Origin of the sequence: Pseudarthrobacter sp. SORGH_AS 212, from assembly GCF_030818145.1 — a bacterium.
In the GTDB taxonomy this organism is placed as follows: Bacteria; Actinomycetota; Actinomycetes; order Actinomycetales; family Micrococcaceae; genus Arthrobacter.
The window spans coordinates 4,026,896-4,049,952 of record NZ_JAUTAA010000001.1; the positions used below are offsets into that span (position 1 = coordinate 4,026,896).

Annotated in this window: 21 protein-coding genes; 10 read left to right on the plus strand and 11 right to left on the minus strand. The window is 66.1% G+C overall.

The genetic code is table 11. From position 1 onward, the window contains the following. The first annotated feature begins 61 nt into the window (after positions 1–61). Positions 62–1,036, plus strand: a complete 975-nt coding sequence (gene nrdF / locus QE394_RS18490) for a class 1b ribonucleoside-diphosphate reductase subunit beta (protein WP_056079660.1) — start codon at positions 62–64, stop codon at positions 1,034–1,036. A 125-nt stretch (positions 1,037–1,161) separates the two neighbouring features. On the opposite strand, the gene QE394_RS18495 is transcribed toward nrdF, so the two are convergent. The 6 genes from QE394_RS18495 to QE394_RS18520 form a co-directional block, all read right to left on the minus strand. Next, positions 1,162–2,058, minus strand: a complete 897-nt coding sequence (locus tag QE394_RS18495; protein WP_349035435.1) for an NmrA family NAD(P)-binding protein — start codon at positions 2,056–2,058, stop codon at positions 1,162–1,164. 453 nt (positions 2,059–2,511) lie between these two features. Next, a complete protein-coding gene (locus QE394_RS18500) occupies positions 2,512–3,276 on the minus strand; it encodes an SCO1664 family protein (protein WP_349035219.1) in 765 nt (254 codons plus the stop codon). After that, positions 3,276–3,833 (minus strand): DUF3090 domain-containing protein, encoded by a 558-nt coding sequence (locus tag QE394_RS18505; RefSeq protein WP_349035220.1) that lies wholly within the window; start codon positions 3,831–3,833, stop codon positions 3,276–3,278. Before QE394_RS18505 ends, QE394_RS18500 begins: the two co-directional genes overlap by 1 nt. A gap of 23 nt (positions 3,834–3,856) precedes the next feature. Then, positions 3,857–4,549, minus strand: a complete 693-nt coding sequence (locus QE394_RS18510; protein ID WP_056079649.1) for a histidine phosphatase family protein — start codon at positions 4,547–4,549, stop codon at positions 3,857–3,859. 47 nt (positions 4,550–4,596) lie between these two features. After that, positions 4,597–6,366 (minus strand): penicillin-binding protein 2, encoded by a 1,770-nt coding sequence (locus tag QE394_RS18515; protein ID WP_349035221.1) that lies wholly within the window; start codon positions 6,364–6,366, stop codon positions 4,597–4,599. A gap of 99 nt (positions 6,367–6,465) precedes the next feature. Beyond that, positions 6,466–7,497: an NADPH:quinone reductase gene (locus QE394_RS18520; protein WP_349035222.1), complete on the minus strand. Its 1,032-nt coding sequence runs from the start codon at positions 7,495–7,497 to the stop codon at positions 6,466–6,468. Between the two features lie 261 nt (positions 7,498–7,758). On the opposite strand from QE394_RS18520, the gene QE394_RS18525 reads away from it, so the two are divergent. Next, positions 7,759–8,943 carry an SPFH domain-containing protein gene (locus QE394_RS18525; protein ID WP_349035223.1) on the plus strand — a complete coding sequence of 395 codons (1,185 nt, stop codon included), beginning with the start codon at positions 7,759–7,761 and terminating at the stop codon, positions 8,941–8,943. A 38-nt stretch (positions 8,944–8,981) separates the two neighbouring features. After that, positions 8,982–9,254, plus strand: a complete 273-nt coding sequence (locus QE394_RS18530) for a hypothetical protein (protein ID WP_349035436.1) — start codon at positions 8,982–8,984, stop codon at positions 9,252–9,254. 75 nt (positions 9,255–9,329) lie between these two features. Here the strand turns inward: QE394_RS18530 and QE394_RS18535 are convergent, their stop codons facing one another. Further along, positions 9,330–10,385 carry a zinc-dependent alcohol dehydrogenase family protein gene (locus QE394_RS18535; RefSeq protein ID WP_349035224.1) on the minus strand — a complete coding sequence of 352 codons (1,056 nt, stop codon included), beginning with the start codon at positions 10,383–10,385 and terminating at the stop codon, positions 9,330–9,332. 328 nt (positions 10,386–10,713) lie between these two features. Between QE394_RS18535 and QE394_RS18540 the strand changes: the two genes are divergently transcribed. Together QE394_RS18540 and QE394_RS18545 are read left to right on the plus strand one after the other, a co-directional pair. Further along, the gene (locus QE394_RS18540; protein WP_349035225.1) at positions 10,714–12,204 is read left to right on the plus strand and encodes a DUF5129 domain-containing protein; all 1,491 of its coding nucleotides are present in this window, start codon (positions 10,714–10,716) and stop codon (positions 12,202–12,204) included. 97 nt (positions 12,205–12,301) lie between these two features. Further along, positions 12,302–12,739 carry a DUF1003 domain-containing protein gene (locus QE394_RS18545; RefSeq protein WP_349035226.1) on the plus strand — a complete coding sequence of 146 codons (438 nt, stop codon included), beginning with the start codon at positions 12,302–12,304 and terminating at the stop codon, positions 12,737–12,739. Here QE394_RS18545 and QE394_RS18550 read toward each other — a convergent pair. The 4 genes from QE394_RS18550 to QE394_RS18565 form a co-directional block, all read right to left on the minus strand. Further along, entirely contained in the window at positions 12,736–13,491 is a 756-nt protein-coding gene (locus QE394_RS18550; protein WP_056079631.1) for a DUF4386 family protein, read from the minus strand. The two genes, QE394_RS18545 and QE394_RS18550, sit on opposite strands and share 4 nt — an antisense overlap. A gap of 5 nt (positions 13,492–13,496) precedes the next feature. Continuing rightward, entirely contained in the window at positions 13,497–13,997 is a 501-nt protein-coding gene (locus QE394_RS18555; RefSeq protein WP_349035227.1) for a GyrI-like domain-containing protein, read from the minus strand. An 89-nt stretch (positions 13,998–14,086) separates the two neighbouring features. Further along, the gene (locus tag QE394_RS18560) at positions 14,087–14,467 is read right to left on the minus strand and encodes a DUF5655 domain-containing protein (protein WP_056079625.1); all 381 of its coding nucleotides are present in this window, start codon (positions 14,465–14,467) and stop codon (positions 14,087–14,089) included. Between the two features lie 4 nt (positions 14,468–14,471). Then, positions 14,472–14,942 (minus strand): pyridoxamine 5'-phosphate oxidase family protein, encoded by a 471-nt coding sequence (locus tag QE394_RS18565; RefSeq protein ID WP_349035228.1) that lies wholly within the window; start codon positions 14,940–14,942, stop codon positions 14,472–14,474. Positions 14,943–15,077: 135 nt separating this feature from the next. On the opposite strand from QE394_RS18565, the gene QE394_RS18570 reads away from it, so the two are divergent. The 5 genes from QE394_RS18570 (at position 15,078) to ppsA (ending at position 23,033) form a co-directional block, all read left to right on the plus strand. Continuing rightward, complete coding sequence (locus QE394_RS18570; RefSeq protein ID WP_349035229.1) at positions 15,078–15,548, plus strand: pyridoxamine 5'-phosphate oxidase family protein; 471 nt, start codon at positions 15,078–15,080, stop codon at positions 15,546–15,548. An 85-nt stretch (positions 15,549–15,633) separates the two neighbouring features. Next, complete coding sequence (locus QE394_RS18575) at positions 15,634–17,496, plus strand: heavy metal translocating P-type ATPase (RefSeq protein ID WP_349035437.1); 1,863 nt, start codon at positions 15,634–15,636, stop codon at positions 17,494–17,496. 47 nt (positions 17,497–17,543) lie between these two features. Then, positions 17,544–18,005, plus strand: coding sequence for a universal stress protein (locus QE394_RS18580; RefSeq protein WP_349035230.1), 462 nt, complete (start codon positions 17,544–17,546; stop codon positions 18,003–18,005). Further along, the gene (locus QE394_RS18585; RefSeq protein ID WP_349035438.1) at positions 18,005–20,560 is read left to right on the plus strand and encodes a cation-transporting P-type ATPase; all 2,556 of its coding nucleotides are present in this window, start codon (positions 18,005–18,007) and stop codon (positions 20,558–20,560) included. Before QE394_RS18580 ends, QE394_RS18585 begins: the two co-directional genes overlap by 1 nt. Positions 20,561–20,615: 55 nt before the next feature. Further along, a complete protein-coding gene (gene ppsA / locus QE394_RS18590; protein WP_268157417.1) occupies positions 20,616–23,033 on the plus strand; it encodes a phosphoenolpyruvate synthase in 2,418 nt (805 codons plus the stop codon). Positions 23,034–23,057 lie beyond the last annotated feature (24 nt).

Here is a 23,057-nt window from a genome sequence, read left to right on the forward strand (position 1 = left end):
CGCCCGCCCGCCGTCGTACGCTTTAACTTAGAGAAAAACCACCCAACGCATAGGGGATGACATGACCGAGAAGGTCAAGCTGCTGAGCCACGTCGAGGCCATTAACTGGAACCGGATCCAGGACGACAAGGACGTGGACGTCTGGAACCGCCTGGTCAACAACTTCTGGCTGCCGGAGAAGGTGCCGCTGTCCAACGACGTCCAGTCCTGGAACACCCTGACGCCGGCCGAACAGCAGCTCACCATGCGCGTGTTCACCGGCCTGACCCTGCTGGACACCATCCAGGGGACCGTCGGCGCAGTTTCCCTGATCCCGGATGCGCTGACCCCGCACGAAGAGGCCGTGTACACGAACATCGCGTTCATGGAGTCCGTGCACGCCAAGAGCTACTCCTCCATTTTCTCCACGCTGGCCTCCACCAAGGAGATCGACGAGGCGTTCCGCTGGTCCACCGAGAACGAGAACCTTCAGAAGAAGGCCCAGATCGTCATGGACTACTACCAGGGCGACGACCCCCTGAAGCGCAAAGTGGCCTCCACGCTGCTGGAGAGCTTTCTGTTCTACTCGGGCTTCTACCTGCCCATGTACTGGTCCTCACGCGCCAAGCTGACGAACACGGCAGACCTGATCCGCCTGATCATCCGCGATGAGGCTGTGCACGGCTACTACATCGGCTACAAGTTCCAGAAGGGCCTGGAGAGGGTTTCCGAGGAGAAGCGCCAGGAAATCAAGGACTACACGTTCGAACTGCTCTTCGAGCTGTACGAAAACGAAGTCCAGTACACGCACGACCTCTACGACGGTGTTGGCCTGGCCGAGGACGTCAAGAAGTTCCTGCACTACAACGCCAACAAGGCGCTGATGAACCTGGGCTACGAGGCCATGTTCCCCGCTTCCGTCACTGACGTGAACCCGGCCATCCTGTCGGCCCTGTCCCCGAACGCCGACGAGAACCATGACTTCTTTAGTGGTTCCGGTTCTTCCTACGTGATCGGCAAGGCCGTGAACACCGAAGACGAGGACTGGGACTTCTAAATCCCCTCCCCTCCCACACGGAGATTGCCTGCCTGGTCGGAAGCCTTCCGGCCAGGCAGGCAATTGTGCTTCCGGGCAACTCTTCCGACAAGCCTGCCCGTTGCGTAACAGCGCTCAGGTTGCCTTCACATGTGCCTCAGGACATCCCGGACTGAGGTCCACGCGTGCGGGCCGTAGCGGTGGTTGTTCACATGGCGGAGTTCGGCCTCGCCGGTGAACATGCTGACGAAATACTGCATTCCCTGCCAGGCGGGGAAAGCCTTGTCCTTGTCCTTCGAAAAGCGTTGGCCGATCTTGCTCATCACCGACAGGGTCCCGGTGGTACCCGCCCATTGCAGGGAAAAGGGTGTCCCCGTGAGATCGGTCATGATCCGGGCGATATCACGGGCCGTGACGCGGTCGCCAGCAATCTCAACGACCCTGGGCGCGTGCTCATCGAGGGCAGTCAGTGCGACAAATCCTGCGACGTCGTCCTTGGTCGTGAAATCGAGAATCTGGTCCGGTGAGGACCAGAACAGGACCCGGTGACGTTCAAACAGGATCATGGGAGCCTGCCCGGTGAGCATGTCGGCGAAAGCGCCGTTCAGCACGGACGTCACGCGGATAGGGGCGGCGTCAAGTTCAGCGGCGAACTCGCGGCGTAGCTCGAAATTGCGGTTGCTGCCCGGAGTGATCCGGCGGTAGTCCGCAGAATAGTCCGACGGGATGAACCGTGCCACGCCAGCCTCGACCGCGGCCGCGAGGAGGGCCCGCTGGGCGTCGACGATGACCGGACGGGCACCGCTGACCGCGGATATAACGGTGTCGACGCCGGACAGTGCTGTGGCGAGGCCGGCCCGATCTGTGTAGGCGGCCTCGTGAACCGCCACCCGATCTTCACCGCCGAACAATCCTTCGGCTGTTCCACTCCCGGGCCGTGTCAGGACCCGGACCAGGGTGTCGCCTCGCAGGAGTTCACGAACGATGCGCTGGCCGAGGTCGCCGGTGGCTCCGGCAACGAGGACGGTTTTTGTAGTGATGATTTTCTCTTCTCGGTAGGCTACCGTGGCTTGTGCCGGGACGTTCGGCGTTGAACCAGGATGCGCAGAATTCGATACAGGCAGTACACGATGAGGAGCAGCGAGACTGCGGCGACAATGGTGGCAGCGGGCGCTCCGATGACCGGTCCACTTTCGCAGAAGCTTTCCCCGGCCCCTTCAGCGTAGTCAACGCAACGCCCTACCCACATCAAAGACCACGGCAGAAGAAACACCAGCACAATGAGGATCCCGACAAGCCAGGCCCAAACCTCGGTCCACGGCCAGGACGGCACTCTTCCCTTCTTCATCGCCTGATGGTCACAGCGTCACGCGCCGCAGCGCGGATGCCGCCGTCGTGAACCTCAACGAAGCTGGCATCGCATCGCCTGGTTCCCCCAATCCGTCCATACCGGCAAAGTCTAACCGTGACACCGGATACTCCCGCGGGATCTGCCGTTAAAACAGCGGCCAGGGCACTGCGGGCATGTGCCCATGCGGAGCCGGAAAACGTCCAGCGGCACGCAAGCGGGCGCAACGTGCAGAAAGCGATGCGATCTCCTCGTCGCTGAGCAGGTCCGCGAGATCCCGGCCTAAATCTCCGTCCAGGCCCTCGCTGACGCGCTCAATACCCTGCAGCTCCTCGCTGCTCAGGTCATCGCCCAGCCAGCCCCACAGCACGGTGCGCAACTTGTGGTCCGTGTGGAAGGTCAGCCCGTGGTCCACACCGTGCCGGTGCCCGTCCGCCATGGCGAGAATGTGGCCGCCCTTGCGGTCGGCGTTGTTCACCACGACGTCGAACACCGCCATGCGCCTCAGCGCCACAGAGTCCTCGTGGAGGAGTGCGACCGTCCGCCCGGTCTCATCCTCGCCTTCCAAAACGTGACGCCAACCGGTCTCGGGCGCCTCGTCAGGGGAGACGATGTCCACCGCCTTCTGGCCGGGGTCCGTCTCCTGCCACAGCTGCACCATTCCTTCGCCCAGCGGACCGTCCCGCAGCCAGGTCCGGGGCACGATATTCCAGCCGAGAGCCTCCGAGACCAGATAGGCGGCGACTTCCCGGTGGGCAAGGAAACCGTCGGGGAAATCCCACAACGGTTTCTCCCCGGCGATCGGCTTGTAGACAACGGTCGTGTCGCCAATGCTCCCCATGAAGGTGGCATTCGACGCCGTCGTGATCCGCCCGGTGAGGGTCAGGCCGCCGGTCGACAGGTCGGCGGGCATCAGGCCTCGGGCAGGGTGCAGACGTGCCCCTCGGGGTCTACGGGATAACCGCAGAGCGGGCATGCGGGACGCCCGGCGCCCACGATCTCACGGGTGCGCTTGGCGAATGCGCGCGCGGTGCCCACCGGCATCCGTACCAGCAGCATTTCGGGAACGTCTGCGTCATCGACATCGGGAATTTCGCCGGTAACCGAATCAGCGTCGACCTCGATGATGGGGTAGGCCTCAATGACGATCTGCGCCGTTGCAGGATCCCAGCCCAGGCTCATGGCTCCTGTCCGGAACTGCTCCTCAACCGTCTCGAGCTGGTCATTGTCAACCAGCTCGACGGGCGTACCCGCGGGCACGCTGAACGGATTTCCCTCGATGGTGCCGAGCTGATCGAGGATGTCATCGATCTTTTCAGCCAGTTCGGCTGACTGCTGCTTCTCCAACGCGATACTGACAATCTGTTTACCCGTGCGGACCTGCAGGTAGAACGTGCGCGCCCCCGGAACGCCGATGGTGCCGATGACGACCCGGTCAGGCCAGGCAAATTCGTGAACAAGTGTGGGCATATCTGTATTTTAGGCACATGGGCCTAGGTGGCAGGCTGTCCCGCGCCGCCGCCCACCGGCGCATCACCGGATGAGATGCCGTGTGCGAGCCACGCAAGATCCCCTGCATCTGTGTTGGTGGCGTAGACGCTTGGCCGGGCGGGACCGTAATGCACTATCGAGATGGAGGCCGGACCCACGTTGATGCGTTGGAAAAGGTCCAAATGCATCCCGAGCGCGTCGGCCAGGATTGATTTGATGACGTCGCCGTGGCTCACTGCCACCCATACGGCTCCCGGACCGTGACCGGCTTCGAACGCCGCGTCATGGCGCCGGATTGCCGCCACTGACCGCGCCTGCATCCCGGCCATTGATTCACCGCCCGGGAAAACGACGGTGGACGGCTGCGACTGCACCGCACCCCACAGGTCCTCGGTGGCGAGGTCACTGAGCTTGCGGCCCTGCCACTGCCCGTAATCACATTCCGTGAGGTCGGCTTCCACGGGGGCGGCAGGACTTCCTGTCTGCCGGTCGAGGATGAGCCGGGCGGTTTCCCGGCAACGCTCCAGGGGACTGGACACCACGCCTGCCAGAGGCAGCACGGCAAGGCGGTCTCCGGCAAAAGCCGCCTGCTCAAGTCCGGTCTGGTCAAGGCCCACGCCGGCAGCCCGGCCAGCCAGGATTCCGGACGCATTGGCTGTGGTGCGGCCGTGCCGCACGAGGATTACTGTTGCCATCCACCCAGCCTAACCAGTCCGGCGCGCCCAACCCGGCGGCGCGTGCCTCAGAACTTCTGCGGCAGGCTGACTGACGGTGTCCGGGACGGGGCGACGTCGAACGTGCTGAGGACCCTGGTCATGATGTTGTTGAAGACCGGCGCGGTGGAAATTCCGTAGATGTTCCCGGCCGGCCGCTGGACGTTGACCATGACCACGTACTGCGGGTCATCCATCGGTGCCATGCCCACGAACGAAGCAGTGTAGCCGTCCAGGCCCTTGCCTGAATCGGCCACCGCTTCGGCGGTGCCGGTCTTGCCGCCAACCCGGTACCCGGGGACCTTGATGTCTTTGGCGCCCCCGGCGGTGACGACACTTTCGAGGATGTCGCGTGTTTGCCTTGCCGTCGATTCGCTGACAGCCCTGCTGCCGGGCTCCGCTTCTACCGGGTGCTCGGTGCCGTCCGGGTCGAGGTAGGACTCGATCAGCTGCGGCTTGAGCAGGACGCCGTCGTTGGCGATCGCCTGGAACGCCATGGTGGTCTGCAGCGGAGTCTGCGATACGCCCTGGCCGAAGAGAACGGCGAATTCCTGCCGGCCGTCCCACTGGTCCGGCTGGGCCAGCAGCCCCGCGGATTCGCCCGGGAGGGGGATTCCGGTGCTGGAGCCGACGCCGAACTTTCGAAGGTAGTCATACCGCTGTTCCCGGCTCAGGTCCTGGCCAACCATGACGGTGCCCGTATTCATGGAGGAACCGATCACGCCCGCGAAAGTCCGCTGCTCTGTGCCGTGCTCGAAAGAGTCCTTAAAGAACTGCCCGTTCACCGTGTAACCGGACGGAATGACAAGGCGGGAGCCGGGACTGACGAGCCCTTCCTCGATGGCGGCCGCTGCGGTGATGGCTTTTTCCGTTGACCCGGGCTCAATGGCAGCCTGCACGGACCGCGCCCCGCGGTCCTCCGGTGCCGTGGCACCGGGGTCGTTCGGGTCCACGGAATTGGTTTCCGCCATGGCCCGGATCTTGCCGGTCTTGGCTTCGACGACGATCAGGTTTGCCCAGTCGGCGCTGAGTTTGCCGGCCTGGGCCTCCAGCGCTTCCTGCGCCGCGTACTGCAGATCGGTGTCGATGGTCAGCTTGACCGACTGGCCGTTGGTGGCCGGGACCACCTCCAGCGGAGCGGTGGGGATGATGATCCCGTCCGCGCCGGTCTGGTAGGTCCGTTCCCCGTCACGGCCGGTCAGTTGTTCGTCCAGGGTCAGTTCGAGGCCCGCGGCGCCGCCCTGGTCATTGGTGAATCCAACAATGCTGCCGGCCACTGCCCCTTGGGGATACGCGCGCTTTTTGACCGGCCTCGACTCCACTCCCGGAATGCCCAGGTCCATGACTGCACGTTCGACGCCGGGGTCCACGGCTTTGGCCAGATAGGTGAACAGGGCATCGCCGGTCATGAGCTGACGGACTTCGGGCTCAGGCATCTCCAGGAGGTTGGCGAGTTCCTGGAGGCCCTGGTCGCGGCTGACCGTCCGGACGGTGCCGGAATCGTCTACCTGGCGGAAAGTCTCCGTCGTGCTGTTCACCTTCGGTGTGCCCACGATGTCGTAGCGGACGGTGCTCTGGGCCAGGATGGTGCCGTTCATGTCCAGGATGGCTCCACGTTCGGAGGCGAGCGCGGATACCTGGGTCCGCCGGTCTGCGGCCTTGGACGCATAACTCTCGGGATCAAATCCCTGGACCACGAACACCCGGCCGGCAACCACCAGGAGCAGCGCCACCATGAAGCAGAATCCCACGCGGACGCGGGCGGTGGATCGCGGGCTGGACACGTCATGGATTCGCACCCGTCCACGTTAGCCGCGGCCCCTGTAGGGCGGTGCCCGGAGGCCCGGCGTGGCCGTGAATGTGAGATTTGGCACGCCGGGTGTTCGCGGACCCCTGCCCTAGGAGAGTGGGGCGACGTCGATGAGCACCTTTCCGACGGTCCCGTGTTCGACGGCGTCGTGCGCCGATGCGGTTTCCGCAAGCGGGAAACGGGTCAGCGGCAGCCCGTGGTCCTCACCGACGCGAAGCGCACCAGCCGCGAGCGCCTCGGCCACCGACTCCACGGCGTGTTCCTTCTGCCCGTCAGTGACGGTATAGGTCAGGATGAACTGGTACCGGATGTTCTTGCCCATGCTTTCCCGGACGGGGACGGTTACCGATTCCCCGGGGTTCGCCGCATAGATGGCGATGGTTCCGCCGGGCTTGAGGATCTGGACGTCGGACTCCAGGTTGGCGGGTGCGTTGACGTCCACGATGGTGTCCACGCCCTCCGGGACTGCGGCGTTGACGGCGGCAACAACGTCTTCGGTGCGGTAGTTGAGGACGTGGTGCGCGCCTGCGAGGCGGGCGAGGCCGGCCTTCCGGTCGTCGCTGACTGTGGTAATGACGCTGGCTCCGGCCCAACGGGCCAGCTGGATTGCGGCGTGGCTTACGGCTCCCGCGCCGCCGGTGACGAGAACGGTCCGCCCGGTCAACGATCCGGGGGAGAGCCGGTCAGGTCCGTGTTCACTCGAGGTCAGGGCCCTGTGTGCGGTCAGGGCCGGGATGCCCAGGGAGGCCCCGGTGTCAAAGGATTCATCATCGGGAAGGGCAACCGCCTTTACCGACGGAACAACGGCATACTCCTGGGCAGTGCCTTCGTCGCCGCCCCAGGCCACGTCCCAGAGCCAGACGCGGTCGCCGGGGCTGAAGCCCGTCACCCCGGGCCCGATGGCGTCGACAATTCCCGCGCCGTCCTGGTTCGGAACCTTTGGCGCCTTCAGCTTCGTGCTGCCCTGCCCGCTGCCGGCGCGGGACTTCCAGTCCGTGGGATTGACCCCGGAAACAGCCAGCCGGACGCGGACCTCGCCGGGACCCGGATCGCTCTTTGCTTTGTCCTTCAGTTGCAGTACCGACGACGCACCGGTCTCTTCGTACACGATCGCTTTCATTTGTTCTCCCATGCCTCGACGAAAACTGGCCCTGCCGTACGGCACCAACCTACCGAACGGGGACCCATGCTGGTCCTTCGTTCATCCGCAGGCTTCCCCTCCCTGGCCCACTCCGTTGCGCACCCAGCCAGCCGGCGTCGTACGTCCTGGCCGCCAACCGTGACGCGCAGGCTCAACCGGCCGCCACACCGGCAGGATTCCCGCCGCAGGCTTTGGCACGTAAAGTGACTGGAGAAATTCAACATGTGAATAAGGGGAGAAATGATTATTGGGGGAACCATGGTGATCGTTTTGATCGCCGGAGCAGCAGTGGTGCTGCTGCTTATCGCGGGATTCATTTTCTACACCAAGAGCATCCGGTTCGCGAAGCCCAACGAGGCGATGCTGATTACCGGCAAGAGCGATCCGAACACGACGAACGAAACCTCCGATGACCAGTCGCGGGTCATCATCAACAACAGGGCGTTCGTTAATCCCATCACCGAGCGCGTCAGCCACATCTCGCTGTCCTCACGCCAGGTTGAGGTGACCATCGAGGCGATTTCCAACAACGGCATCCAGCTCAAGCTGACAGGTGTTGCCCAGGTCAAGGTCGGGGGCGACAAGGTCTCCGTCCGCAAGGCCGCCCAGCGGTTCCTGGACCAGCAGGACGCCATTGACCACTACACGCAGGAGACGCTGTCAGGCTCACTGCGCTCGATCGTTGGCACGCTGAGCGTTGACGCGATCATCAAGGACCGCGCGCAGTTCGCGGCCTCGGTCAAGGAGGAGGCCGAGCACTCCATGACCAACCAGGGCCTGGTGATCGACACGTTCCAGATCAAGTCCGTGGACGATACCGGCGGTTACCTGAAGAACCTGGGGCGCCCCGAAGCTGCGCTGGTGGCCCGTAACGCGAGCATCGCCGAGGCCAATTCGCAGCGTGAGGCCGCCGAGGCGAAAGCCCTTGCGGACCAGAAGACGGCTGAGGCGGAGCAGAAGCTGGCGCTCCGCCGCGCTGAACTCAAGCAGGAAACCGATGCCCGCCAGGCTGAGGCCGATGCTGCCGGCCCGCTGGCCCAGGCTGACCAGCAGGAAGCGATCATCCTGAAGAACCAGCAGGTGGTGGCACGCCAGGCGGAACTCCGTGAGAAGGAACTCGACATCGAGGTCCGCAAGCCCGCCGACGCCGCCAAGTACAAGGTGGAAACCGAAGCTGCAGCGGACCTGTCCCGCCGTACCCGGATCTCCGAAGCCACCAAGGTGGAGGCAGCCGCCGAGCTGGAGACCCGGAAACTGCGGGCCGCCGGCAACGAGGTGGAGGCCCAGGCGCTGGCTGCCGCCAACACGGCCAAGGGCAACGCGGAAACGGAGATCAACAAGATCCGCGGCCTGGCCGAGGCGGAAGTCACCAAGTCACAGGGTAGGCCAAGGCGTACAGCGAGTTCAACGAGGCAGCCATCCTGAACAAGCTGCTTGAAGTCCTGCCGTCCATCGCCAAGGAAATCGCGGCCCCGATGGGTGCCATCAGCAACATGACGGTCATTTCGAACGACGGCGCCGGGCAGGTGAGCAGGAACGTCTCCTCGGGTGTCCACGAAACGGCTCAGCTCCTCAAGGACACCACTGGATTTGACGTCATCCAGATGCTGAAGGGCTTCGGCCAGCCGGCGGCGGCAACCGCCGGGACGCCCACTCCGGCCACAACACCCGTTGGTACAGCCGGCAACGGCAAGTCGCCGGGCCAGGCCACCCCGCAGGGCCCCGGGCAGGATTAAGCACCGCCATCCCTGAAACGCCGCGGACCGTTCCCACGGTCAGCGGCGTTTCCTGCGTGTCCTATCCGGCGGCCTTCAACGCGTGATAACCACCTTCAGGGCCTGTGTCTCGGCCGCCCGGCTGAACGTGTCGTATGCGTCCATGAACTGGTCGAAGCTGAAGTGGTGGGTGGCGAATTTCTCCGCAGGCAGCTTCTTCTGGGCCACCAGGCGCAGGAGCATGGGGGTGGTGTTGGCATTGACGAGGCCCATGCTGACATTGATGTTCTGGATCCACAGCCGTTCCAGGTGCAGCTCCACCGGCTTGCCGTGCACGCCCACGTTGGCCACGTTGCCGCCCGGGCGGACAGTCTCGGTGCACATGTCGAACGTGGCGGGAATGCCAACGGCCTCGATGGCCACGTCCACGCCCAGGCCGTCCGTGTGCGAGAGCACCTGGCTCTTCCAATCAGCGTCGGAGGACACCACCACCTGCGTTGCACCAAAGCTGCGGGATAGCTCCAGCCGGTTCCGGTCCAGGTCCACAGCGATGATGCCGGCGGCCCCGTAGAGCCCGGCCGTGGCAATCGCCGCCAAACCTACAGGCCCTGCCCCCACCACTGCCACAGTATCGCCAGGCTTCACCCGGCCGTACTGGACACCAATTTCGAAGCCCGTAGGAAGAATGTCCGAGAGCATGACCGCCTGCTCATCGCTGACGCCATCCGGCAGCAGGTGCAGCGAATTCTCCGCATAAGGCACCCGGACGTACTCCGCCTGCGTCCCGTCAATCAGGTGGCCGAAGATCCAGCCGATGCCCGGGGCGCCCTCATCACCGAGGCAGTGCGAATACAGGCCGGTCCTGCAGTTGGCGCAGTGGCCGCAGGATTTGATGCAGGAGATGATCACCCGGTCCCCGGGCTTGAGGCTGGTGACGGATGATCCAACTTCCGTGATGGTGCCGACGCCTTCGTGTCCGAGGATCCGGCCCTCCTGCACTGCAGGCACGTCACCCTTGAGGATGTGGAGGTCCGTCCCGCAGATCGTGGTGGTGTCCACCCTGACAATCGCGTCGCCGGGGTTCCGGATGGCAGGATCCGGTACATCCGTCCAGGACTTCTTCCCGGCGCCGCCGTAAACAAGCGCTTTCATCTCTGGTCCTTGCTGTTGGGGTGCGTCCCCGAATCGGGTGTTGGTGCCCCGATGCGCGGCCTGTCCGCGCCGCGCCCTTCCCTGTTTGCGGAACAGGACGCGTCACGGGCCTTAAGCATGGAAGACCGGTTCTTCCGCGGAAAGGGTCTTAGGACCCGGGCTTCCGGACCGTATCCCGGCCCTGTGACGCTGCGGGACCAAGGACCCTGGACGCGGAGGATGGATCCGGGCGACGCTTGAACCCAGCGCCCGGAAGTTCTGTTCCCGCTGGTCAGGAGTGTTGCCCGCTGATACGAATGGACCAGGACAACTTCGATGGGGGTCACGGATGCCGCTGACAGTAAACGACACTTCCCGGCGCCGGGAAACGGTGCCCAGGATGGCAGGGCTGCTGCTGTTCCTGGCCGCGCTGATGCTTGGCAACGGAGCCCCGGCGCTCGCGGTTCCGCCGTCATCCTTGGTAGTTGAGGACACCGCCGGAGTGCTTGACCGGAACACCCTGGTCCCGGCTGTTGAAGCGATGGACTTCCACGAGCCCACTACTGTTGCGGTCTACACCTACAACGGGCGGGCCGAAGACAACCTCAACGAGGAAGTGCTGCGGTTCGCCCGCGCCGAGCGTCCAGAATGGATCAGCGGGGACGGGCAGAAGTGGGCGGACGGGCTGTTCATCTTTGCCCTGGACCCCGTGGGCCGCCACGTGGGGACGTACATGGGTGAAGACCGCAAGGTCTCGCTCGAGCAGCGAAGCGACATCCAGGACGCCACCAAGGAACTGTTCCGTGATGCCCAGTGGACGGATGGCACCATCGCGGGGGTACGGCGTGCCGCGCAGCTGATCAACCAGCCGTGGTACCAGTCGGCTGCCTTCCTGGTCACGGCCTGGGTCAGCGGCGGGATCGCCGCCCTCGGCGCCGGCGCCTGGCTGATTGTCCGCGCCGTGACCAGGTCCGCCAGCCGGAAGGAGATTGAGCGCGGCGACCGGAGCTACGCCAGCGTCAGCATGGACCTGGACGTCACGGAGCTCAACGCCGGCACCATCCCGGAATCCTCCCGCTACGGCAGCCAGGTCCTGGAAAAGCACCGCACGTTCCTGAACCGGTACACCGCCGCCACCGATCTTTCCAACAGGGTGCACGCGCTCAGCCAACGCTCGCTGGGCCGCCGCGGGAACCTGAAAATCACCCGCGAATACGCCGATGCGGCCACCGAACTCGATGCACTCGATGACGTCATCGCGGACACTAACGCCTTCCTCAACCGGGCCGCCACCTGGCCCGCCGCCTGGGACCGCCAGCTCGCGCCCTTCCGCGAAGACCTGTCCGGGCTGGAACGGCTGCTGACCAAACACCATGGCCAGGGGGACTCGGCCACCGCCGCGGCGCTGCGATCCTTCCGGGACCACAGCCTGCGCGACATAGAGCGGTGGACCGCGGAACTGGCCGAGGAACGGATCACCCCCGAAACTGCGCTGGACCGCCTCAACGAAGCACGCAGCAGGCTGGCCGGGCTCCTGGAGGATCATGCCGCAACGGTGATAGCCGGCTTCGCGAAGAACGAACGCGAAGCCAAACTCATGCGCCAACAGATGGAGACGGCCCAGGACGGCCTGGGGCGCAGCCGCCGCCGGACGTATGAGCCCAGCATCCTGGGGACCGTCTACCCGTCCTACCACTTCTTCAACGTCGCGGCCTTCAGTTCGGGGCTCAACACCGGCGTCAACAGTGTCAGCTCCGCGCGGGGCGGCGGCGGAAGCACCACCGGGTACGGAAGCAGCGGCGGCAGCTTCTCCGGTTCCGGAAGTTCTTCCAGTTTCTGAGGCCCGGCAGGCGCCGCCAGGGGTGGCGTTCCGCACGCGATCTGTCGCCGCAAGCCGCAGGGGCCATCAGTTGCACCTGGCCGCATACCCTTGGCTCATGAGCGAGCGCAGAACAACGTGGCACGCCCGGCACAAGGAGGGCCTGAGCCGGGGCGAGCGGGCGGCAGACGTCCTTCGGAACGGGATGGGCAGCTGGACTTTCGTGGGTCTCTTCATGGCCTTTATGGCCGCATGGGCTGCCGTGAATACCTACCTGCTGACGGCCACTGCCTGGGATCCGTACCCGTACATCCTCCTGAACCTCTTCCTCTCCATGCTGGCGGGACTGCAGGGCGCCATCCTCCTCATTGCCGCCAAACGGCAGGATGCGATTGCAGCTGCCATGGCACGGCACGACCTTGAGACGGACATGCAGTCGAAAGGGGAAATCGACCCGCTGATGGCCATCAACAGCCAGCAGCTTGAGTTGCTGGAGGAGCTGCGGACGCTCCTGAAGCAGCGGAGTACGACGCCGGAGGGCGGGGGCCGCTCCTAGTCCTCCGCGGGTGCGCGGTGCTGTGTGGCAGTGACCGGCATCCGGATCAGCGCAATGCCGGTGGAAACGAACCACGCCCACAGCAGGACGCCGTAACCCCAGTAGAATTCCGGCACGGCGTAGCGCAGGATTTCACTGGCGATGCCCAGCGCTCCGGTGGCCATGCCCAGCCACGCAACCCAGCGGGGGAACTGCCCGGACGGCGTGCGGTTCATCGCGATGGCCATGAGGAGGATGCCCACGGCCGACAGTGCACCGATAAGTGCGGGGGTGTTGTTTTCGGCAATGATGGCTTCAGCGGCGGTGGCGAAGATCCTCCGGCCCTCAGCTGTGGACGCGGCCATGTAGCGGTCACTGAGGTAGACCAGGTTGAGTGATCCGCGGCTGCTGACCGGAACGGCCAGGAACAGCGCCCAGGGCAGGGCGCCGGCCACCAGTGCCACCACGCTGAGGCTTTTCTGTGTTGGGAGTACGGCCACGAAGAGTGCGGTGAAGACCAGTACGGCGAGGATGTTCGGCAGGATCCACAGGATCTGCTCGGCAACATAAGCCGCCTTGTGCCCGGCAATGAACTCCAGCGTTTGAGCGCCGCCATCCACAGGGGGCGGCGCAGCGAAGTCCAGGGCCAGGGCTGTGATCAGCAGGACCACGAAGAGGATTGCCGCCGCCCCAGCGCAGACAAACAGGGGTCTCCACTCCCGGCCGGTGCCTGCGGCGCGCTTGTTCACGGCAGCTGACGTGATGCGGGCCATGGGAACTAACCGGTCCGGTCGATAACAGGCCATATGACCCTGGTCTGCCACGCGGCCGGATCCGGTTCCTTCTCCGGGTCGCTGAGGTAGTACTCCCACATGCTGTCTGCCGGTGTGAGCCCGTCTGCCCGCTTCTGCTGCTGGATCGCCCCGTATGTTTGCTGGAGGGTGTCGTAGGGGCCGGTGTGGATCGCTTCCAGGGCATCGGCCTCCGGCAGCGTTCCGGCCTGGACGCCATCGGCGGTGGTGAACGTGCCGGTGATGGGGAAACCGGCCTCCACGTCCACAGTTTCGCCGGGCATGCCGTGGTATCGCGCGAAAGGCGGCCCGGCCGGGGTGGCCCCCTGCCGGTGCGCTGCCGCCATGACGCTGCTGAAGGCCCGGCCGAAGAAGTCCGGGAGCGCATCCATGCGGACGTGTTCACGGACGACGGCGACCGCCTGCTCTGCGAGGTGCACTTGCCGGAGCGGGAGGCCGGCGTCGCCGTTGGTGCTGGAGCTGTTCATGGCACCATGGTGCCGCTTTCGCTGCCGGGCCTTTCAGGGGCTTAGGCCCCTAAAGCGGTGGGCACGCAAGGCCCGGCAGGCGCCTGCATCTACGCCGCAAAGTCGTAGGCCTGGCGCATCCACCCGGCTACCGCGGCGTCCACTTGGCTGGCGTCCGTTATTTCAATGTGGTGCATCCAGATCGAGGGTGAGGGATGGGCTATTTCCTTGAACCGCGGGGACGCAGACTCAAAAGGGAGCGCCAGTGAAAGGACAACGGCAACCGCGGACCTCAGGTACATGCCGGGCAGCCACAGGTAGGCAAAACCGCGCCGCCTCCGGAACGCGACCTGGCTTTTGGAGGCACGTACCTCGACGTCGCCGAAGGATGAGGCGATGCGGCTGACTTCCCCGTACACCGCGAGGGCATCAGGGGAGCCGGCAAAGAACCGCTCCACAGTCCACGGACCGCATCCCGGCTCCGGGCGCATGCGGCTATTCGAGCCCTGCCCGGGTGGCGTCGTTCAGGGTGGTCCGCCAGGTCCCTGTTGCAGACAGGGTGAACTTCCTGCCGGTTACCGATTGGGGAACTATGCGGATCAGGTGCTCCTGGCCCACACCCTGCCAGGGAAACAGCCCGCGGCGGGTGTCGTTGAGCGAAGTGCCCGAGGCATCGTCCTGGACTGCTTTGCCCTTGACCACAACACTCCAGGCCAGCCCGAACTCGCCGCTCACGCTGTCGGCTTCGAGGGCAACCAGCGAGTTCGCTTCCATGGCATCGAGCTTGGTTCCGCTGCCGGTGCGGAACAGCAGGCCGCCGCCGTCGGGCTTGAAGCTCACCGGGAAGACGTCCGGCTGGCCATCAACCACCACGGCCAGGCGTCCAACACTCGTGTTTTCCAGCAACCGCCAGCACTCGTCGGTATCGAGGACTTCAGCTTCGGGCACCATGTTCTTATCGGTCATGTGCAGATCCTAGAAGCCCTGCCGGGGTACCAACAGGGCCCAAAGACCGTATGGTGCCGGTGCACCCCGGCAGCACACCGCGCCCGGGCCGTAATGCCCTAGTGCAGCTGCGCCGCGGCCACTACGTTCGGCTGTATGCACAACAGTTCAGCCGCCCCGGAGATGGAGGTGCTCAGCGCCGATGCCTGCTGGGAGCTCCTGCGCGAAGTGTCAGTGGGACACCTGGCGGTCCTGGTGGACGGGCATCCTGAAATCTTCCCGGTCAACTACAAAGTGGACAACGGGGCCCTGGTGTTCCGTACCGGCGAAGGAACACAACTGGCCGCCCTGGCCGGGGACGCCGCCGTCGCCCTCGAAGCTGACGGCACCGGAGGCGAACCGCGGCGGGCATGGAGCGTGGAGGTCAAGGGCCGCGCCGTGGTCCTGGAACCGTCCCCGGACCTGATGAAGGGCGTGGGGCTTGTTTTGTTTCCGTGGCAGGCGGGACCCAAAGACCACTTTGTACGGATCGTCCCCAGGTCCGTGACCGGCAGGCGGTTCGTGGTTACTTCCCCGCTGACGTGGTGGAACCACCTGGACGATGCCCCGCGGGCGGACCTTGCCTAAGGGACAGCCGTCCCCGCCGGGCGTGATCGCAGGGCCCGGGACGGCCGGCGACAGCCCGGCACCGCGCAATGCGCTGCTGACCAGGATGCTGGCCCAGGTCCGCCTGTACCCCTTGGTGTTCCTGACCTGCCTGGTGCTCGCCGCCACCCTGGGGCTGCTGCTCGCCGGGCGGGAAGAGCCGGCGCGGCTGGGTGCGTCCGCCTATGCAGCCCTCGTGGCCGTGTTCCGCGCGGTGGCGATGGTCCGGTCCCTCCGGGAGGGGCGCTGGGGGATCGACGTGCTGGCGCTCATGGCCGTCGCGAGCACGGTGGCCGTGGGCGAGTACCTGGCAGCCCTGGTAGTCATCCTCATGCTTGCCGGCGGCGAGGCGCTGGAAACGTTCGCCCAGGGCCGCGCCGTCCGCGAACTGAGGTCCCTGCTGGACAGGGCTCCCCGCTACGCCCACCGGGAAACCGACGGATCGGTACTGGACGACACCCCCATCGGTGACGTGCTGCCGGGCGACATCCTGGTGGTGCGGCCCTCCGAACTGGTCCCGGTGGACGGCGAGCTCCTGTCCGGGGAGGCCAGCATGGACGAATCGTCCCTGACCGGCGAGAGCCTGCCCGTGGAAAGGGTGCGCGGAGATCTCCTGCTCAGCGGCTCCGTCAACGGCGAGGCAGCTATCAGGGTGCGGGCGGCGGCCACTGCGGCCGATTCGCAGTACAGCCGCATCATCGCCCTGGTGGAGGAGGCTTCCTCCAGCCGGGCGCCGGTGGTGCGCCTGGCGGACCGGTACGCCGTTCCCTTCACCGCGCTCGCGGTGGCCATGGCCGCCACCGCCTGGTTCCTCTCGGCAGACCCCGTCCGGTTTGCCCAGGTCCTGGTGGTGGCCACGCCGTGCCCGCTCCTGATCGCCGCACCCGTGGCATTCCTCGCCGGCACCAGCCAGGCGGCGCACAAGGGCATCATCATCAAGAACACCGGCACGCTGGAACAGCTGGCCCGCGCCCGGACGGCGGTCTTCGACAAGACCGGAACACTGACATCGGGACGCCCCGTCCTGGATACGGTGCAGGCGGCACCTGCCGCGGGATCCGGTGCCGGGCCTGCCTTCGACCCGGCCCGTATCCTGCAGCTGGCTGCCTCCGCCGAACAGTATTCTTCCCACGTCCTGGCTGCCTCCGTCATCGAGGCGGCCGCCCAGCGCAACCTGGAGCTTCTGCCGGTGACGGAGGCCATCGAGCACGCCACCCACGGTGTGGAGGCCGTCTGCGGGGACGACACCGTGGTGGTGGGGAAGGCTGGCCTGGTGAAAGCCGCGGCCGGGTTCCGCGAAGCGTCGCTCCGCAGCGGCCAGCTGGCGGTGCACGTGGCCATCAACGGGACATATGCCGGAGCGCTGATCATGAAAGACCCACTGCGCGCCAACGCGGTGGGAACGCTTGACCAGCTGCAGCGGCTCGGGGTCCAACACACCGTGCTGCTGACCGGCGACGCCGGCGCCACCGCCGCATACATCGCCAGGGAAGCCGGCATCACCAGGGTGCAGGCGGACTGCCTGCCGGAGGACAAGGTCCAGGCCGTGGCGGCCGTCCGGGAGCGGCCCGTGCTCATGGTGGGCGACGGCGTCAACGACGCGCCGGTGCTCGCGGCAGCGGACGTGGGCATCGCCATGGGCGCCAGGGGCGCTACAGCTGCCAGCGAATCCGCTGACGTGGTGGTGATGCTTGATGACCTGTCAAAGGTTGCCCTGGCGGTGGCGATCGGGCAACGCACCATGTCGGTGGCACTTGTCAGCATCTGGACAGGCATCGGGCTAAGCGTGGGGCTGATGGCCGTGGCCATGACCGGCTACATTCCCGCCGTCACCGGTGCCCTCCTCCAGGAGCTCGTGGACCTGGCCACCATCCTGAACGGGCTGCGGGCCCTGCACGGAGCCACCGTGCGGCCGGCAACGCCGGCATGACCTTTGGCACTTCCGGGCCGCCCACCGTCGTGGCGAATGTAGTGGATATGAACGAAGAATCAGCTTCCCGGCCCGTCATCGTGGGTGTTGACGGGTCCGAATTCTCCTCGGCTGCCCTCCGGTACGCCGGAACCCTCGCCGCCCGGCTGGGCGCCCGGCTGGAGGTCATCAGCTGCATCGGCATGCCCGACTACCTGGTGATATCCCACCTTGAGAGCAGCGAGCACCCGTTGACGGCCGGGCTGGAGGACACCGCCCGGCGCCTGGTGGAGGACGCCCTCGGCCGGGCGTTCACCGGCGGCCGGCCCACGGCCATCGACGTGACGGTCAGGTTCGGAGCGCCCGGAAAAGTCCTCGTGGAAGAGAGCAAACGGGCGCAGCTGCTGGTGGTGGGCAGGCATGGTGAAGGAGGCTTCCCCGGCACGTCCATGGGCTCGGTCAGCAAGGCCTGCGCCGCACGGTCAGTGTGCCCGGTGGTCCTGGTGGGGCAGGAGCCGGACAGCGTGTGATGGCCGCGGCAGGCCTCACAACTGAGCAGGCAGCGGAACTGCTCAAACGTGCCGGACCCAACGTCCTGCCGGGTGAGAAGCCCGTCCCGCAGTGGCGTAAGCTCTGGGCGGAGCTGACCCACTTCTTCGCCCTCATGCTGTGGGTGGCCGCTGCCCTGGCTTTCGTTGCCGACATGCCGCAACTGGGCGTGGCGATCATCGTCGTCGTCATCGTCAACGGCGTCTTCGCGCACATTCAGCAGGAACGCGCCCAGCACGCCGCCGCAAGGTTGCGGGGCCTGCTGCCCGCCGACGTCCGGGTACGGCGGGACGGACAGGACCGGACTGTCCACGCCAGCGACCTGGTCACGGATGACGTGGTGCTCCTGACGGCCGGCGACCGGATCCCCGCCGACGTCATCCTGCTTGGGGCCGCGGCCTGTGCCGTTGATGAATCCATGCTGACCGGCGAGAGCGCGCCGGTCCCCAAAACCGGCGGCGACCCCGCCTGGGGCGGCACCTTCCTGGTCAACGGCGACGCCGAAGCCACCGTTACCGCTACCGGCACCGCAACTCGCCTGGCCGGGATCGCCGCACTGACCAGCGCTGCCCTGCCACCACCCACGCCGTTGTCCCTCGAGCTGCGCAGGATCGTGCGGCTGGTGGTCCTGGTGGCCCTGGGCATCGCCTGCCTGTTTTTCCTGGTCTCCCTGGTGGCGGGAATCGCCTGGCGCGACTCGTTCCTGTTCGCCATCGGGGTGGCTGTCGCGCTCGTCCCGGAAGGCCTCCTGCCCACAGTCACCCTGTCGCTGGCGATGGGCGCCCAGCGGATGGCTGCCAGGAACGCACTGGTGCGCAACCTGGAGGCCGTTGAAACGCTGGGATCAACCACCTTCATCTGCACCGACAAGACGGGGACCCTCACCCAGAACCGGATGAACGCCGTCCAGGTCCACACGCCCGCCGGAACCATCCATGTGGCGGGGGAGGGATACGGACCGGCCGGGTCGGTACAGGGCGGCGGGCAGGAGGCGGCCGCGGAGGCGGCGCTCGCCGCCCGTGCAGCGTCGCAGGGCCGGGCGGTGCTCCGCAATGGCGAGTGGCAGGCTTCGGGCGACCCGATGGAGGCAGCAATCGACGCCCTGGCGCGGCGGCTCTCGGGCAGCCACGGGTCCGAGACACCGCCTGCGCGACGCATGGCGTTTGATCCGGTACGACGCCGGGAGTCGGCCATCGTGGGCCAGGATCTCTTCTGCAAGGGGGCACCGGAGGCCGTGCTGCCGTTGTGCGCGGACGTCGGCACGCTGGTCGGGGAACAGGTTCTGTTGATGGCGTCCGGGGGCCTGCGGGTGATTGCGGTGGCACGGCGCAACCTTGCGGGGTTGGCGGGGGACAGCATGGCAACGCCTGCGGAGGACCTGGAGAGCGGCATGGAACTGCTGGGCCTGATCGGCCTGCACGATCCGCCCCGGCCCGGTGTGGGCGACGTCATCAGGACAGCCCGGCAGGCCGGGCTCAAGGTGGCCATGATCACCGGCGACCATCCTGCCACCGCGGCGGCGATCGCCCGCGAGATCGGCCTGGCCGGAACACCGGAGATGGTGGTGGAAGGCTCCGGCCTCCCGGAGGACTGGCAGCTGCTTGGAGCGTTGCTGGACCGGGACGGGATTGTGGTCAGCAGGGTGTCGCCTGAACAGAAGCTCCTGGTGGCCAAGGCCCTGCAGTCGCGTGGACATGTGGTGGCCATGACCGGCGACGGCGTGAACGACGGGCCGGCCCTGCGGGAAGCGGACATCGGCGTGGCCATGGGCCTCAGCGGAACCGATGTGGCCCGGGAGGCGGCAGACCTGGTGTTGCTCGATGACCACTTTGCCACCATTGTGGCGGCCATCGAACAGGGCCGGGCAACCTACGCAAACATCCACCGTTTCCTCACGTACCACCTGACCGACAATGTGGCAGAGCTGACGCCCTTCGTTGTCTGGGCGCTCTCGGGCGGCCAATTCCCGCTGGCCCTCGGCGTGCTGCAGATCCTCGCCCTGGACATCGGAACCGACCTGCTGCCGGCGCTCGCCCTGGGAGCTGAAGCTCCCGGCAAGCGCGTACTGTCACGGCCGCCGGAACGGAGGCACCTGATGGACCGGCGACTCATGGTGCGCGTGTTTTGCGTACTTGGCCCCGTTGAGGCCGCCGTCGAAATGGCCGCCTTCTCCGCTGTGCTCTTCGCCGGCGGCTGGACCCGCGGCGGGCCTCCTGAAGCCGGCCTGCTCCTGGCGGCGTCGGGTACGGCCTTTACGGCGGTGGTCCTCGGACAGCTGGCCAACTCCTTTGCCTGCCGGAGCGCCACGGTACTGCCCTGGCAGCTGGGCTGGGGCACCAACAGGCTGCTGCTGTGGGCCGTGGCTGCCGAACTGGCGGTCTTGGCAGCATGCCTGTTCATTCCACCGGCCGCGGGCCTGCTGGGACAGGCCCCGCCCCCGCCGGCCGGCCTCCTTGCCGCGTCCCTGGCTATACCGGCCGTCCTGGCAGCGGACTGGGTATACAAGGCCGCCTGGCCCCGCCGGCCGCGGCCGTGACCCGTGGGGACCTAAGACCCTGCCCCGGCATGCCAGACCAGCCCAGAATCAAGGCATGACTGCTCCGTCCGTGACCTCCGGAACCCACCTGCACATCAAATGGTTCAGCGACACCGGAATCGGGGACGTCGCCTCGGTGGGCGGCAAGAACGCGTCACTCGGTGAGCTGAGCAGATCGCTGCAATCGGCCGGGGTCAAGGTACCCGAAGGGTTCGCCACCACCGCTGACGCCTACCGGACCTTCCTTAAAGACAATGGCCTGGAGCCCCGCATCAGGGACTGCATCGCGGAGTACCAGGAGGGCCGGGCCACACTCCGGCAGGCCGGTGCCGCCATCAGGGAGCTGTTCCTGGCCGCCGACTTCCCGGGCGGTATTGCCGCGGAGATCCGTGGACACTACCGGGAGCTTTCACGACGGGCCGGCCATGCGCAGGTGCCGGTGGCGGTCCGCAGCAGTGCCACCGCCGAAGATCTGCCGGATGCCAGTTTCGCCGGCCAGCAGGAGACCTTCCTCAACGTCTCCGGGGAACGGGCCGTCCTCGACGCCTGCCGGCGCTGTTATGCCTCGCTGTTCACCGACCGCGCCATCAGCTACCGCGATATCAAAGGATACGGACACCTCGATGTTGCATTGTCGGTAGGGGTCCAACGCATGGTGCGCTCCGACGTCGGGGCATCAGGGGTCATGTTCTCCATCGATACCGAATCAGGCTTTCCACACGCGGTGCTCATCAGCGCCGCCTGGGGGCTGGGGGAAACAGTGGTGCAGGGAACCATCAACCCGGACAAGTACCAGGTTTTCAAGCCGCTGCTCGCTGACAGCCGCTTCACACCGGTGATCGCCCGGGAAACCGGTGCCAAGGAACGGAAGATGGTTTACAGCCATGGCGGCAGCGCGCTCACCCGGATGGTGGACACCACGGAACGCGAGCGCGCCTCCCTGGTGTTGACGGATGCCGAAGCCGTCCTGCTGGCGCGGTGGGCGTCCGCCGTGGAGGAGCACTACGGGCGCCCCATGGACATGGAATGGGCCAAAGACGGACTGACCGGCGAACTGTTCATGGTCCAGGCCCGGCCCGAAACGGTCCAGGCCCGCCGAAGCAGCTCAATGTTCCGCACCTACCACCTGCAGCAGCAGGGGCACGTCCTCGCTGCGGGGGCGGCCGTGGGGGACAGCATCGCCAAGGGCAATGTTTGCGTCATCCGGGACGCGAAGGACATCGAATCATTCACCGAAGGATCCGTCCTGGTCACCCGGATGACCGACCCGGACTGGGTACCTGTCATGAAGCGTGCCGCCGGCATCGTCACGGATCACGGCGGACCCACCAGCCACGCAGCCATTGTCAGCCGTGAACTGGGCGTTCCGGCCGTCGTCGGAACCGGCAACGCAACGGACACCCTGCCCCAGGACGCCCCCATCACCCTGTCCTGCGCGGAAGGGGAAGAGGGCCGCGTCTACGAGGGACTGCTGGACTACACGGTGGAGGACGTCGATATGGACCAGCTGCCCGCCACCCGGACGGACGTGATGGTCAATATCGGCAGCCCTGCTGCGGCTTTCAAATGGTGGCGGCTTCCCGCAGCCGGTGTTGGCCTTGCCCGGATGGAGTTCATCATCAGCAACCTCATCCGCATCCACCCCATGGCCCTGGTCCATCCCGAGCGGGTGGCCGACCAGGACGAGGCCGCACTCATCCGCCAACTCACCAGTGGGTACAGCGACCCCCAGGAATACTTCGTTGACGCGCTGGCCACCGGCATCGCCAAGATTGCCGCGCCGTTCCACCCCAAGCCCGTCATCGTCAGGCTCAGCGATTTCAAGTCCAACGAGTACAGCCACCTGATCGGCGGCAGCGCCTTCGAACGCTCCGAGGAAAACCCCATGCTCGGGTTCCGCGGTGCCTCCCGCTACTACAGCGAGGACTACCGCGAAGGGTTCGCCCTCGAATGCCGGGCCCTCAAAAGGGTGCGGGAACAGATCGGCTTCGCCAACGTCGTCGTGATGGTCCCCTTCTGCCGCACCGTCCACGAAGCCGACCAAGTGATCCAGGCCCTGGCCAGCCACGGTCTGGTCCGCGGGGAAGCGGGCCTGCAGCTGTACATGATGTGCGAAATCCCCTCGAACGTGGTGCTGGCCGGGCAGTTCGCCCAGCGGTTTGACGGTTTTTCCATTGGCTCAAACGACCTGACACAGCTGGTCCTGGGGGTGGACCGGGACTCGGAACAGCTGGCGGGACTTTTCGATGAACGTGATCCGGCCGTCTGCGCCATGATCGCCGAGGCGATTTCCAAGGCCCATGCTGCCGGTATCAAAATCGGCATCTGCGGACAGGGGCCCAGCAACCACCCGGAGCTCGCCGAATTCCTGGTCGGCCAGGGCATCGATTCCTTGTCCCTCAACCCGGACACCTACCTTCGAACCCTGCCCGTCATTGCTGCAGCCGAGCAGCGCCTGCCCCCGCGGGCCTAACGGCACTGGCTGCCCCGGACACCC